Genomic DNA, 12,987 nt, shown 5'->3' with positions numbered 1-12,987 from the left:
GGAAAGACTACCTTCGCCCTCCGGCGGTGGAAAGCGCCCCGGCGGGGCCGGGAGAAGGCGCGGCCGGCGCCGCCTCGGAACCGGAGGGCCGGCACGTAGCTGATGGCCACCAGCAGGGCGATGGCGGCAAAGAAGAACGGCCACAAGGCGCGCACCGTTTCCGCCATGGAGCTGGCGGCGATGGAGGAGGAGATGAACAGCGCCGTGCCCACCGGCGGCGTGTAAAGGCCGATGCCCAGATTGAGCACCATCATCAATCCCAGTTGCAACGGGTCGGGGCCGATCTGCTGCGCCAGCGGCACGAGGATAGGCGCCAGCAGCAGGATGGCGGGGGCGAGGTCCAGCGGGCCGCCAACCAGCAGCATGATGAGGTTCATGGCCAGGATCACCAGCCAGGGGTCCCGCAGTGCCGCCGACACCCATTCCGCGAAGCGCTGAGGCACCTGGCCATAGGTCAGGATCCAGCTCGCCGCGGCGCTGCCCATGATCACCATCACCACCACGCCGGTCGCGATGCCGGCATCGATCATCGCTTACCAATATTATGGCGGAGAGGCCAAATCATGGACCTTGGTGCCAAAGGACAAAGACGGTGGCATCGCAGGACGAAGCCAAGGCCAGAGAGGTCGTGGCTGCAAGTCATTCGGCATCTCGCCAAGGACTGCTTGCTTGGCGCCGCACCTTATCCATGTCGCATGTTGTGAGCTGCTGCCGGGTGCGCCACGGTGTATCAGAACACATGCACCAGCCACCTTCTTCCCGCCCCGCGGTACCCCTGAACCGCCGACAGTTCCTGGCGTTGATGGGGCTGGCGGCTGCGGCACCGCGCGAGGCAGAGGCGCTGCAACTCGCGGATGCCGGCCGCCTGATCACCGAGAACCGGGAGAACGGCGTGCGCTTCCTGAGTGCGCAGGGCGAATTCATCGGCGCACGGGGTGCCTACTACGCTCCAACGGTCCCCTTCGCCCAGCTGCCCAAGCACCTGATCGATGCTCTGGTGGCGAGCGAGGATCGGCGGTTCTACGAGCATTGGGGTCTCGACCCGCGCGCCATGGCCCGCGCCATCTGGTCGACGCTGACAGGCCGCACCCAGGGCGGCAGCACCCTGACCCAGCAGACCATCAAGGAGATCTACCTCAAGGAGCACAGCCCGATTGTGCGGAAACTCCTGGAGGAGCCCGTCTTGGCGCCGATCCTGGAGCTCAATCTCAGCAAGGAGGACATCCTGTTCGTCTATCTCAACAGGGTGTTCTTCGGCGGCAACGCCTACGGGATCGAGGCGGCCGCCCGCGTCTACTTCAACAAATACGCGCGCAGCCTCAGCGTGCTGGAATCGGCCATGCTGGTCGGCCTGCTCCCTGCCCCTAACCGCTACAATCCGCATCGCAACCTCCCTGTCTCGCGCGACCGTGGTTTCCGCGTCATCGAGCAGATGGTGGAGGCCGGTTATCTTTCGCGACGGGCGGCGAACCGTGCCCGGCAACAGGCCATCGCCTTGGCTCCTTCCCGCTCGGCCTGGGGCGGGGTCTATCCGCGCGGCACACAGATCGGCTGGCTCGCCCGCTGGGCCGAGATCGAAGCCAATGCCAATGCCCCCGTCTCCGCGCGCGAAGGCACCAGGACGATCACCACGACCCTGGACATCCGGGTTCAGCAGGCGGCGGACCGGCACCTGCAGCAGGCGCTGCGCCAACATGGCCGCACGGGCCAGATCGAGGAAGGGGCCGTGGTCGTCATGCGCTATGACGGCGCCGTGCTCGGGCTGGTGGGGGGACGCGACTACCGGCAGAAGGAGTGGGACAATGCCACCCAGGCCCGGCGGCAGCCCGGCTCGATCGCCAAGCTTTTCGTGTATCTCGCCGCGTTGCAGCGTGGCGCTGCGCCCGACAGCCTGGTCAGCGACGCGGCCCTGACCTTGGGGGGCCGCCCCGTCCGAAATTTTGACGACCGGTACCTCGACGAGATCTCGCTGGCGGCCGCGCTGGAGAAATCCTCCAACACGGCGGCCGTGCGACTGGCGCTGCGCAACACCGACAAGATCGCCGGCCTGCTGCGGGCGTTTCGCATCGGCGACGATATGGAGGGGGAGGCCGGAGACCTGGCGCTGGGCACCTACGAGGCGAGGCTGGTCGACCTCACGGCGGCCTTCGCCAGTGTCGCCAATCATGGTCGGATGGTGGTGCCCTACGCCGTGCAGAGGGTGCAGGACGCCACGGGCGCCGAGACCCTGAGCCGCCTCCTGCCGGAGCCGTCGGACATCCGGCAGACCATCGGGTCGCAGGAGGCCGACGCCATGCGGCAGATGCTCGCCGGCGTCGTGCAGCGCGGCACCGGGCGGGCCGCGGATCCCGGCTTCTGGGCGGCGGGCAAGACAGGCACCACCACAGCCAGCCGCGATGCATGGTTCATCGGCTTCACGGAGCGATACGTGGCCGGCGTGTGGTTGGGCAATGGAGACAACAGGCCGATGCTGGGCGTGTCGGGCGGCGGCCTGCCGGCCCAGATCTGGCGCGCTGTGATGACCGATATCACCCGAGGCGCCTGATTCGGGGCGGCTGGAACCTTGCCTGCCACACCCGTCCTCATGTCCCTGCCAGCATTCTTTCGTTCACTCGCTAGGGTTCTGACAAAGCCGCTGGCAGCAGAGGGGGTAGGTGAATGGTTCCCTGTTGGCCGCTCCAGGCGGAACCTGCCATGCTCACCACGTGGCATGGCCAGGCTTTTCGCTTTGTCTTTATTCTGCTTGGCCCGCGTGCCTAGGCCGGGTGTCTCGGGTTCACGGAGAGACCCAGCCCCAGGGTCCCCAGCACTTTCATGATGGTGCCGAACTCGGGGTTTCCCTCGCCGCCGAGGGCCTTGTAGAGGCTTTCACGGCCCATGCCGGCCTCCCGGGCCACAACCGTCATACCGCGTGCCCGCGCCAGCGTGCCAATGGCCTGGGCAATCTCGGATGGGTCGCCGCCCTCCATGATCTCGGACAGGTAGGCGGCCTGGGCTTCGGCGCTGCCCAGCAGCTCGGCCGCATCGAACGCGAAGGTCCTGGTTGCCACGATCAATCCTCCAGATCCCTGGCCAGGGCTTTGGCCAGGATGATGTCCTTGGCCTGGGTTACTCTTACCGCCGCCGCACAGCAGGATCACCAGCACCTGGGCCCGCTGGGCGAGGAAGACCCGGTAACCGGGGCCGTGGTCGATGCGCAGTTCAGAGACACCGTTGCCAAGGGGTTTGATGTCGCCCATCAGGCCGCGACCGACATGCTCGATCCGCAGGGCGATCCGCGCCTTGGCCACAGCGTCCCGAAGGCTCATCACCTACGCACGGAACTCCTCTCTCTCTGACGGATCTCAGGCATCTACGTATCCCATGAGACACGGTCTGTGATGCGCAAGCGCGATGTGTCTCGGGCGGTGCTCGGGCTGACAGCGCCGGGCCAGCTTGAAGGCGATGCACAGCGCAGGGCAGGCTGCCATTGGCACCGATCTCCCCTTCCAGCCTAGGCGGCACGCTGGCCTTGATGGCCCGGCGCAATCCGGGGCTGGGGCCACTGGCGCCCGTGGTCCGCGGTCTGCTCAAGACCAGTGTGTTGGAGGAGGACACTGTGGAGGGCGAACGCGACTGGTCGCACCTCTCAGGGTGACGCCGCTTTCAAGATTGGCCCTTCCCTCGCATCGGACCGCCTCCGGTGGCTGCCGCCGAGTGTCCAGATCCCGCAGATCCGGCCCTGCTTCCCTGAAAAGCGCCTCCATCGGGTTGCGATCCCGTGAGGATGCCGTGGTTGTCCGGATTGTCGCCGCGGCTGTTAACCGCCTCACCTTTCTCCGTCAGCGCCGTTTGTTTGGACCCCCCGTTACCATCGCTGTGCAGCGAGGAGAGGTCCTGTGCGATTATATCGCCCTTCGCATTCCGCCAGGGCCCGCGCCCGGTGCGGTCCCGAGCATTCACGGCCTGCGCTCCGGCGGTAGCGGAGGCGCTGAGATAGGCTCGCCAAGTGTGATTACCGGCGCCGACCGCCACTGCAAGAGACCCGCAGCGTCTGCTCCGGCGAGCCCGCCGAGGTTCGCGCCCTGTCCTGATTGATGGAGGTGACAAAGAAGGTCATCGCGCTGGCCTGCTGCCTTCGAGCGCCCGGAGCCACGAGAAGCGTAGCGGCGGCAAGCGCGAGTGTGACGGCCGGATGCAGGTCTTGTTCCTCTTGTTCAGGAACCCGATCAAGGAGGCCACGGCTGGCCCCGTGTGGGGCTCCGATGGCCCAGCGCAGCTGGCAGTAGCGGCAGGGGTGTGTGGGAAGCTACCGAGGACCAAGTTTGCCTGCCGCCATTTCGGCGGTGCGGGAGTTGGGCCATCCCGTGGCACAGAGCGTTGTGCCGCAAGGCGCCAGGTCAGCAAGGGGCTCAAGAAGAGCTTGCTCATCTGCAGGTGCGTGGTCGTGGACTCATTCAGCTCAGCACCTAGCGTCCAGATTTCTCTCTCCAGCGGTACGAGTGAGTATGGCAGTGGCTACCAGAGCTCACATCCTGTGGTGAGGTCCGGCCGAGCGCTGCTTGTCCGCTGTCGGCATGCATGACGGAGAAGCGGACGCAGGCATCTCTCACGGACTTCGCCGTTCAGTGTCCCCGGATGCTTGAGTCGCGCTCATTTCGCGTATTTGGTGTATAAGGGCCAGCAAGGTGAGCTGCTAGACTTCGATTGGAAACGACAACAAAGGTCGCGCATCGTCCCGTCCACTTGCAAAGCACAGCCCACGTCGACGTCAACACCCAAATTAGGCTGGATGATTACTGAGTTGAGATTGCTGCAAACGTTCAATCACTTGCTTCGTCTCGGCGCGGCTGCATCGGGATGAAACATCCGGACCTAATCCCGACCTACGCGCACCTGCTGTGCAACGAGAAACTGTCTGAAGCGATAGAGGACACCTCGCAAGACCTTTTCCAGCAGGCAGTTCATGCCGGATTGTTGCAGCCTGACGAGTATTATGGAGAGTCAGTGTCCTGTTCCGAGCCAATGATGATGCGGCTGCTGGAAGTCAGCACAGCAAGCGCCGAGGAGGAACTACGTCGCTTGGCAGACAGGCTTGAGGATCTTCTGCTGCAGGAGTTCTCAACGACGCTGATCCGCCACTAAGTCGACGGCCGCAAGGCTGATCCCGTGAGGCGGTGAAGGTCAGTGGCCTAGCGTGGCGATGCCCTGGCGCGGGCGATGATCGAGGCGACGCGGGGCAGCTCCTCGGCCAGGAATGCGCGGAAGGGCTTGGTGCCCATGTCAGGCCAGAGCACCGTGCCCGTTCCGTTGAAGTGTTCCTGCACCATTGGGTCGAGTAGCGTCTCCCGCAATGCCGCCGCCAAGGATGCAACGATGGGTGAAGGGGTGCGGGCTGGGGCGAAGACCCCCGCCCAGCCGCGCATCTCGGCTCCGCGGAAGCCGCACTCCGCCACGGTCGGCACCCCGGATGCGATGCGCACCCGGTCGAAGTCGGTTATGGCGAGGGCCCGCAGCCGTCCGTCGCGCATCTGCGGGGCTGCGGTCAGCGGAAAGTCCCAGCTCACGTCCACCCGGCCGTCCATCACGTCGTTCAGCATTTGGGTGGTGTTGACATAGGGCACGTGCAGGAGCCGCAGATTGGCAACCTCCTGGAACACCTCCGCCGCGAGGTGGGGCACGGTTCCAACCCCGGGTGAGGCATAGACCAGACCATCCGATCGCGCACGCGCCGCGGCAGCGAGTTCGCCGAGGGTGGTCCAGGGTCGCTGCCGGCCGACGATGATCACGCATGGCGAGGCGCCGATGCCGTGCACTGGGGTGAGGTCCCTCATCGGATCGAAGCGGAGGTTAGGGAAGAAATGCGGCGCCGCCGCGATCGGACCCAGGCCGCCATAGAGCAAGGTTTGGCCGTCTGCCGCCGCACGAGCCACAGTCTCGGTCCCTATCGTCCCTCCTGCACCCGGTCGGTTCTCCACCTCGACGTACCGGCCGAGTGCCTGCCCCATGCGCCGTGCGATCACCCGTGAGGCGGCATCGGCGATGTTGCCGGGAGGGAAGGGCACCACCCAGGTCAGCGAGCGGGCCGGGAAGTCTTGCGCACTGGCATGACCGAGCGAGGTGGCGGGCAAAGCGAGCAGCGCTCGGCGAACGATCGCGCTGATGACCGGGTCCATCAGCCCAAGCCACCCGGTGTGGCTGTGCCGCGCGCGCGGGCGAGCGTCTCCGAGGGCATCTCGCCATACAGGGCCCGGTAGTCGATGGCGAACTGACTCAGGTGCCAGAACCCGTGCGACAGGGCCACAGACTTCACCAGCGGCGCCGGCCCCTCCTGGCTCCGCAGCATGCTCCGCACCATGACGAGGCGCCGGAGCTTCAGGAAGCGGTGCGGGCTGAGGCCGAAGGTGGCGCGGTACGCTTCGGCGAGACTGCTGGCGGAGGTGCCGAGTGCCGCGCACAGCTCCTCGGTGTAGACGGGGCGCGCCATGTTGGCCCGCAAGTACTCGTCGGCGCCCACAACGATACGGCGCCAGGCGCGCGGCCTGTAGCGGTCGCCCGAAGGTCCGGCGTCTCGCGCCCCGGTGAGGAGGTCGCGCATCGCCTGCAGAAGCGCGTCGCGCAGCGCCTCGCGCGGCGGCTCGGCGTCGAAGGTCCGCGGCGCCCGCGCCGCGGTCGCTGCCGCGCTCCGCACGATCCCGACGGCCTGATCCCATGCCTGGGCGCTGGCCTCGAGCAAAGCCTGCGCTCCCGGGTGGAGCAGGGGGGACGCGGAGCCAGGGCACAGGAGCACCTCAGCCTTGTCCATCGGCAGGACCAGGACCGCGTGGCTGCTGTCCCTTGGATTGCTCCTGATGAGCTCGGCGCCGCCGCCATAGAGGCCGAGTGTCCGCGGACGAGCGGGCTGGCCATTGAGCAGCAGGGTGTCAGCGTTCTCCAGCGGCAGCTGCAGGACTCCTGTTCCAGGAACGGCTCTGGCGAAGGCCAGATGGGGCGTGGCGCGCCCTGTCTGTAGGCTCATATCGCCCAGGCCGATGGTCGTGAGCGATACGTCGAAGGGATCGGCGCGCAGGGGTGTGGCCTGGAAAACCACGCCAGGTATCGCCCTGACGAGCTCCTCCGGCTCTCGGAAGCGGGATAGTTCGACGCCCTCGTGTGGCATGGTGTCGCTCCGGGGCATGGCTCAGAGTTTCTGAAACAAGTTTCGTTACGGCAAGAAAATAGTTGGAGGGTCCCATGGCCGGCAGCAAGGCACACTAATGCATTCGGCATGCCATAGGTCAGGCTGAAGGCGTGCGGTGCCGGGCGTTGCAATGGCCGCTCCCGAAGGTCAGGTTGCGCTTCCGCAGCGACGGCTGTGGGCACGTTCCAGCCTGAAGCACCATCTTGGGCGTCTTGGGGTAGTGCTGCCTTCCCAAGACCAAGCGCGGCCTCGAAGTTAACTCAGCGTGCCAGTCCCCATCGGGATCGATTGCTGCTGCGCCGTAGCCTATTGCCAGCAGGCCGTCCGGAAGGCCACGGCATGCCGAAATAGGTACCGAATACTGCAGCGGAGCTGATGGACCTATTTGTGGAATTTAGATAGCGAGCCAGATCGCCGAATGCAGCACGTTTCGCTTGACTAGGGCGTGGCCTGTCCGGGGCCGTGAGCTGCGCCAACTCTCCACCAGAAACGCTCGCACAAGGAAAGCAAAAATGGAACGCCGCCGAGCCATCAGAGAAATGGGCCTAATTCCATTAGGCATTCTTCTCTTTACGAGCTGCTCCAATTCGCAGGCAACTGTCCAGACATCGTCTGATCTAGAGCCTACAGAAGGTACGGTGACCTTCACGGGCGGAACAGTGGCGGCTGGCATTGGCTATCAGTGGGGTAATGGCGTCCTCACTTGGCGAGGTGCCCAATACCCCTTCAGGCTGACCGGCCTCTCCGTCGTGGATGTCGGCATTACGCGCCTGAGTGCTACGGGCAGGGTGCGCAATCTGCGCCGATTGGAGGATTTCAATGGCAACTATGTCGCTGCCTCGGCGGGTGGCGCGGTGGCTGGAGGCGCATCGGCTACCACGCTCAGGAATCAGAATGGCGTTGTTATGGAGGGTATTTCCACCCAGCAGGGGGTTAGGCTAACGCTAGCGCCTGGCGGCGCTAACGTCACTCTCGCTGCGTGATTCATTCGCCAAGCTTGCGCGGCCCATCACGTCACGACGTCCATGGGTCGCGGCCCACCTGCCTGCCGACTGGAGGAACCTGACGGTGGCGCGACAGGATCAGCGGCCGTATGGCACTGCTCCACTTGGGGTGGTGTTGCTTGGCGAATGAAGGAGGCTTGGCGCCTGGATAGGCAACCGCCTTTGGCGTTGTCTCCATGACGGTCACATAGCCTGGGGCCAGAACGAATTGTAGGGAGTCGGCATTGCTGACCGAGGTAGGGTCAATCCAGAAGTCGTTGACGCTGACGCTGACGCTGACGCTGACACTGACGCTGTGAGCTGGGGCTTTCTCGGGATAATGCTCGTCTGACCCCATTCGGAGCCTCCCTCCGGGATCCAGATGATCCTCTTGGTATGCTGCCATTCTCCCGATATGGCCTCGCGTGCAGGAAGATCAGAAGCAGTGACCAGAAGCTCGATACATCGAGAAGCCACGGCACAGCCTGTGCGCGCGGATCCTTACGCGTCGCTAGCGACTTGACTGAGGGAGCCCCCTTACCGGAGCCTCGAGCCTAAAGCACAATCTCTACACGACGATTCTGCGGCTCACGCACACCGTCTGCCGTTGGAACCAACGGGCGGCTTTCACCGAAAGCCTGCACATTGATCGCATTCTGCGACACGCCGTGACGCACCAGCTCTGCCGCCACTGCTTCAGCGCGGCGCATGGATAGACGCTGATTGTATTGCGGTGTCCCGGAGCGGTCGGCGTGACCAGCGACCTCGATCCGCGTCGTCTGCACCGTGCGCGATGCCTGCGCCGCGTCAACAATGATCTGCCGGGCTCGATCGGTCAGATCGGCACGGTCGAAGTCGAAGAACACTAAGTAGGTTCGGGCCGGAGCTCGCGTGACGGCGGGTGCCTGCGCCTGGGCGACAACAGGTGCCGGCCGGGGTGGGTTGAAGGCGTAACGCAACCCGATGAGGATGGAGTGATTGGCGTTCTCGACCTCAACTGCCCCACGTGATGTGATTGTGCCGCCGGCCACGGGACGGAAGGTGGCGTCCACATCGTCTGAGAGCGCCTGCATGAAGCGGTACTCGGCGGTGAGCGACAGGCCGGGAACCCGAGTGATCGGAAAAGCGGCGCCGGCGATCAACTGGTAGGCGAAGTTGCCATTGTCGCCGTCGATGTTGATCTGCCCGTTCGGCCCGCGGATGTTTACATTGTCCCAGTTCTGCACGACATAGCCGGCACCCGCCCCAAGATAGGGCACGACGCCGAAGCCACCAAAGTTCCAGCCGAGGTCGAAGTCGTAGAAAACGTTAGCCATCACGCCGTAGCTAGAGATATCGCCGCCCTGGCTGCGCGGCGCCTGGATGCCAGGGAAGCCGGAGATTCCATCCAGGTTGTTCCGGCGGTAATTACCTTCAACTTCGGCCCGGAAACCATTGCCGAAGCCCCAGCCGAGACTGAGAACGCCGGCCCAGCCAATATCAAAGCTCGCCGTGCCGCTTTGGCCGACACCGGCTGCGCCCAGTGCAGTGCGGAGCCCATCCTGCGAGCTCAGGTCACTTTCCTGCTGCCAGTTCGCGCCAAGGCCACCGCCAAGATACAGCCCTGTCAGGGGTTGGGCTTCTGCTGACAGGGAGATGGAGCTGAAGGCGAATGTGCCAGCCAAGATGGCGGTCTTGATTTTCATGGGAGCTCCCTCTGCTTCGGGACAGCGTACAGCGCGAGACTTGTTCACCGGGCAGTATGGCGCGGAAGCGGCGAGGCGAAACATGGAACGCTATCGAGAAACAACGCTTATGCCTTCCCGCGCGGCGCCGGACAGGCGGGTCGGAGATCTACATGGCGAATTTTCGGCCTCTCCGCAGGAGGGTTCCGCCTCCAGACGCTCGCTGATGCGGGAGCCTGTTTGGACAGCGGTCCGGCCGATGCCAGCGCCAAGCTGGCGGCAGGAAAATCGTCCGCGGTTCCGATAACCCTAGAAGCGTGCAAAGCGGACCCGCTTTGCCGTCGTCGCCGGACGGGGGCAGCAGAAGCTGTGATGAGGGGGCTTCCCGCAAAATCAGACCTTCAGCCTGCCGCTCCCGCAACGGGCTGAGGCAGCCTTGAACCGGGCGATTAGCCGACGATCTTCCAGTCATCATCCCCCACCCGACACAGAGTGAAGGTCATCTCAACCGGATTGGCCGAAGCTCGGGTGACAACGACATATCGCAACGCGCGGCATGGAGCGCCTTGCCTTTGGGATGTTCTGAGCAATGTCACCCTGCCGCGCGCACCGGTTTCCGGGTTCTGCCAATCGCGGCTTCGACCGATCGGCGCCGGCTCCGCCTCCAGCAGAGACCGCGCACTTTCCCGCTGCAAATCGATATCCGTCTGCGTCATCGGATTGTCGTAGGGACGGACGTCGCGCCACTGTCCGAAGGCTGGCATTGCCGCTGTCAGACCGAAGAGCAGAGCTAAAACGCCGCAGCGCATCCGTCGGATTGAAAGCATGACATCCTTCTCCACTGGCCCACAAGCCTCGGGACAGCCGGCGCCGTGCTCCACGATGCGGCTATCCGTGATCGCCGGCCTGCGCAACTCTTCCATGCCAACCATCATGCATGTGTCGGACGGCGAGGCGGGCCACAGACGATAGGCGCGGTCGTGCCGGAGTGGGGTAAGAAGTTGTATCGCTTTCCCGGCATTTGCCACCCCATCGCCGCAGCCAATCCTCCAGCCCCAGCACTGCGTGGCGCGGAATGACGAGGAGTAAGGCCAGCGCCTTGCCGACCAGGAACCAGGACGCACATGGTTGACGTTGAGAAGACACCGAAACTGTTGCGGCCGCCTCAAGCTGCCTCACGGGGAGCAAGCGAAAAGCGCGTTTTCGATAGTGTTTCCATGCCTGCCGATGCGGAGCGCGCACTACTCTCCTGAAACGGCGCCGCCTGAATTGGAACCGGGATGGCGAGCATGTTCGGTTGCGGTGCTTCCGTCTCGTCCGCTTCACGACCTTGCCGGATGTGGATGGCGGTCGCGGGGTACAGCCTTGCCCGGCGCCGATGCCCATTCACCTGTTTTCCGTGAAGGCTCGGCAATGATCGACTGGATCCGCGAGTTCCTGGTTCGCTATCCTGAGTTCACGCTCTTCCTCGCCATTGGCGCCGGCTACTGGTTCGGCGCAGTCACCTTCTGGGGCTTCCGGTTCGGGCCAGTGACCGGCTCCCTCTTTGCCGGGATCGCTATAGGCCAACTCGCGCATGTTCCGGTATCCGGCACGACCAAGTCCTTTCTATTTCTTCTCTTCCTTTTCGGCATCGGCTACTCCGTCGGTCCGCAGTTCATGCAGGCGCTGAAGCGAGACGGCCTGCGCCCGATGGCGCTCACGGTCGTGATGTGCTTGACGGGTCTGGCAGTTGCCTTCGCAGTGTCACGGCTGCTCGGCCTCGATGCCGGCTTCGCTGCGGGGCTGGTTTCGGGTGCGCTGACCGAGAGCCCGGCGATGGGCACAGCGACTGAGGCGATCAATGCACTTCCACTGCCTGAGCCGGAGCGTGCGCGGCTCGTCGCGCACATCGCGGTGGCCGATGCAGTCTGTTATCTCTTTGGTGCCGTTGGCGTGATCTGGTTCTGCTCGCAGATCGGCCCCCGGCTGTTAGGCGTCGATCTGCAGGCTGAAGCGCTTAAGGTGGAGCAGGCGCTCGGGATTGTCCGCGACCGCCCCGGGGTTGCCTCTGCCTGGAGACCCTTTGAGCTGCGCGCCTATCGCCTCCTGGCCCAGGCGCCGGTCCTGGGCAGAACCCTGCGCGAGGCGGAGGCGCTAATTGCACAAAGCCGGAGCATTATCCAGCGCATCCGGCGTGGTGGCGAGATCCTGGAGGCGCAGCCCGAGCTCCGCCTGGAGGCTGGAGACGTGCTTGCGATCGCCGGCCGCCGCGAAGTCCTGATCGAGATGATCGGCCCCCATGCCGAGGAGGTTGAGGATCGCGATCTGCTCGACATACCCGTCACGATGATCGAGGCGATGCTCGCCCGAGGCGAACTGGATGGCCAAAGGCTCGGCGAGCTAGCAGAACAGAATTGGGCCCGTGGGGTTTACCTGCGCGGCATCCGGCGCGGCGGTGAATCAGTCCCGATTGCGCCTGGCACGGCATTGCAGCGTGGGGATCTGGTTCGCATTGTTGGCCCGGAGACCGCTGTGAAGGCTGCGGCGTCTCGCATCGGCCCGATCGTGCTGCCGGCGGAAACAACCGACTTCGTGGTGCTGGGACTGGCAATCTTCCTGGGCGGGATGGCTGGCGTTCTTGTGCAGTTTCACCTCGGTGACATGCGCATTTCCCTCAGCACCAGTGTCGGAACCCTGCTAGCGGGGCTCGTCGTCGGGCATTTGCGCACGCGTATGCCGCTGTTCGGGCGCATTCCGGATGGCGCCGTATCGCTGATGACAGCGCTCGGCCTCGCCGCCTTCGTGGCACTGACGGGCCTGCATGCCGGCCCGATCTTCTTCGGCGCGCTGCGTGAGGCGGGCATCGGCCTGTTCCTGGGCGGCATCGCCGTGACGCTCGCGCCGCTGATCGTCGGCCTGTATTTCGGGCATTACGTCCTGCGGATGAACCCCATCCTGCTGCTGGGGGCACTTGCGGGGGCGCAAACCTTCACCGCAGCGATGGCAGCCGTGCAGGAGCGGTCGGGAAGCCCGGTTGCTGTGCTCGGCTTCACCCCGGCCGTTCCCCTGGGCCACATCCTGCTGACCACCTGGGGAACGGTCATCGTTGGTCTCGTCGCGTGATCCCGCTGGCCGTGACCTGCTGTGGAGCAATGGCGGCGCCGGATGGAGCAGGGGATCACCAATCGCTGCGGATCTC

Annotated in this window: 9 protein-coding genes and 1 pseudogene; 3 read left to right on the top strand and 7 right to left on the bottom strand. The window is 64.8% G+C overall.

From position 1 onward, the window contains the following. Positions 1–143 precede the first annotated feature (143 nt). Positions 144–485, bottom strand: a pseudogene (locus F0Q34_RS22640) (TRAP transporter large permease subunit); the annotation flags it as partial. Positions 486–802: 317 nt separating this feature from the next. On the opposite strand from F0Q34_RS22640, the gene F0Q34_RS12005 reads away from it, so the two are divergent. Then, the gene (locus F0Q34_RS12005) at positions 803–2,545 is read left to right on the top strand and encodes a transglycosylase domain-containing protein (RefSeq protein WP_161600850.1); all 1,743 of its coding nucleotides are present in this window, start codon (positions 803–805) and stop codon (positions 2,543–2,545) included. Between the two features lie 211 nt (positions 2,546–2,756). Here the strand turns inward: F0Q34_RS12005 and F0Q34_RS22330 are convergent, their stop codons facing one another. Then, positions 2,757–3,308 (bottom strand): addiction module antidote protein, encoded by a 552-nt coding sequence (locus tag F0Q34_RS22330; protein WP_241665457.1) that lies wholly within the window; start codon positions 3,306–3,308, stop codon positions 2,757–2,759. A gap of 1,531 nt (positions 3,309–4,839) precedes the next feature. Between F0Q34_RS22330 and F0Q34_RS11990 the strand changes: the two genes are divergently transcribed. After that, the gene (locus F0Q34_RS11990; protein ID WP_149812463.1) at positions 4,840–5,124 is read left to right on the top strand and encodes a hypothetical protein; all 285 of its coding nucleotides are present in this window, start codon (positions 4,840–4,842) and stop codon (positions 5,122–5,124) included. A 47-nt stretch (positions 5,125–5,171) separates the two neighbouring features. On the opposite strand, the gene F0Q34_RS11985 is transcribed toward F0Q34_RS11990, so the two are convergent. The 5 genes from F0Q34_RS11985 to F0Q34_RS11965 all read right to left on the bottom strand — a co-directional run bounded on the left by F0Q34_RS11985 (position 5,172) and on the right by F0Q34_RS11965 (position 10,729). Then, the gene (locus F0Q34_RS11985; RefSeq protein ID WP_149812462.1) at positions 5,172–6,155 is read right to left on the bottom strand and encodes a Bug family tripartite tricarboxylate transporter substrate binding protein; all 984 of its coding nucleotides are present in this window, start codon (positions 6,153–6,155) and stop codon (positions 5,172–5,174) included. Beyond that, entirely contained in the window at positions 6,155–7,138 is a 984-nt protein-coding gene (locus F0Q34_RS11980) for a helix-turn-helix domain-containing protein (RefSeq protein WP_161600849.1), read from the bottom strand. Before F0Q34_RS11980 ends, F0Q34_RS11985 begins: the two co-directional genes overlap by 1 nt. 1,035 nt (positions 7,139–8,173) lie before the next feature. Then, on the bottom strand, positions 8,174–8,548 hold the full coding sequence (locus F0Q34_RS11975; RefSeq protein ID WP_149812460.1) for an SUMF1/EgtB/PvdO family nonheme iron enzyme: 375 nt from the start codon (positions 8,546–8,548) through the stop codon (positions 8,174–8,176). A gap of 148 nt (positions 8,549–8,696) precedes the next feature. After that, a complete protein-coding gene (locus F0Q34_RS11970; RefSeq protein WP_149812459.1) occupies positions 8,697–9,827 on the bottom strand; it encodes an OmpA family protein in 1,131 nt (376 codons plus the stop codon). A gap of 428 nt (positions 9,828–10,255) precedes the next feature. Then, the gene (locus F0Q34_RS11965; RefSeq protein ID WP_161600848.1) at positions 10,256–10,729 is read right to left on the bottom strand and encodes an RT0821/Lpp0805 family surface protein; all 474 of its coding nucleotides are present in this window, start codon (positions 10,727–10,729) and stop codon (positions 10,256–10,258) included. Between the two features lie 490 nt (positions 10,730–11,219). Here F0Q34_RS11965 and aspT point away from each other — a divergent pair, with 490 nt between their 5' ends. Beyond that, a complete protein-coding gene (aspT, locus tag F0Q34_RS11960; RefSeq protein WP_149812457.1) occupies positions 11,220–12,911 on the top strand; it encodes an aspartate-alanine antiporter in 1,692 nt (563 codons plus the stop codon). Positions 12,912–12,987 lie beyond the last annotated feature (76 nt).

Source organism: Teichococcus oryzae, assembly GCF_008386565.1.
Classification (GTDB): Bacteria; Pseudomonadota; Alphaproteobacteria; order Acetobacterales; family Acetobacteraceae; genus Pseudoroseomonas; species Pseudoroseomonas oryzae.
This window is presented reverse-complemented; position numbering and strand designations above follow the sequence as displayed.

What these genes read in the sequence shown, in the direction of transcription:
- F0Q34_RS11985 (WP_149812462.1), bottom strand. Translation starts at nt 6,155, where the DNA reads ATGGACCCGGTCATCAGCGCGATCGTTCGCCGAGCGCTGCTCGCTTTG.
- aspT (WP_149812457.1), top strand. Translation starts at nt 11,220, where the DNA reads ATGATCGACTGGATCCGCGAGTTCCTGGTTCGCTATCCTGAGTTCACG.
- F0Q34_RS11980 (WP_161600849.1), bottom strand. Translation starts at nt 7,138, where the DNA reads ATGCCACACGAGGGCGTCGAACTATCCCGCTTCCGAGAGCCGGAGGAG.
- F0Q34_RS12005 (WP_161600850.1), top strand. Translation starts at nt 803, where the DNA reads ATGGGGCTGGCGGCTGCGGCACCGCGCGAGGCAGAGGCGCTGCAACTC.
- F0Q34_RS11975 (WP_149812460.1), bottom strand. Translation starts at nt 8,548, where the DNA reads ATGGCAGCATACCAAGAGGATCATCTGGATCCCGGAGGGAGGCTCCGA.
- F0Q34_RS11990 (WP_149812463.1), top strand. Translation starts at nt 4,840, where the DNA reads ATGAAACATCCGGACCTAATCCCGACCTACGCGCACCTGCTGTGCAAC.
- F0Q34_RS11970 (WP_149812459.1), bottom strand. Translation starts at nt 9,827, where the DNA reads ATGAAAATCAAGACCGCCATCTTGGCTGGCACATTCGCCTTCAGCTCC.
- F0Q34_RS22330 (WP_241665457.1), bottom strand. Translation starts at nt 3,308, where the DNA reads ATGAGCCTTCGGGACGCTGTGGCCAAGGCGCGGATCGCCCTGCGGATC.
- F0Q34_RS11965 (WP_161600848.1), bottom strand. Translation starts at nt 10,729, where the DNA reads ATGGAAGAGTTGCGCAGGCCGGCGATCACGGATAGCCGCATCGTGGAG.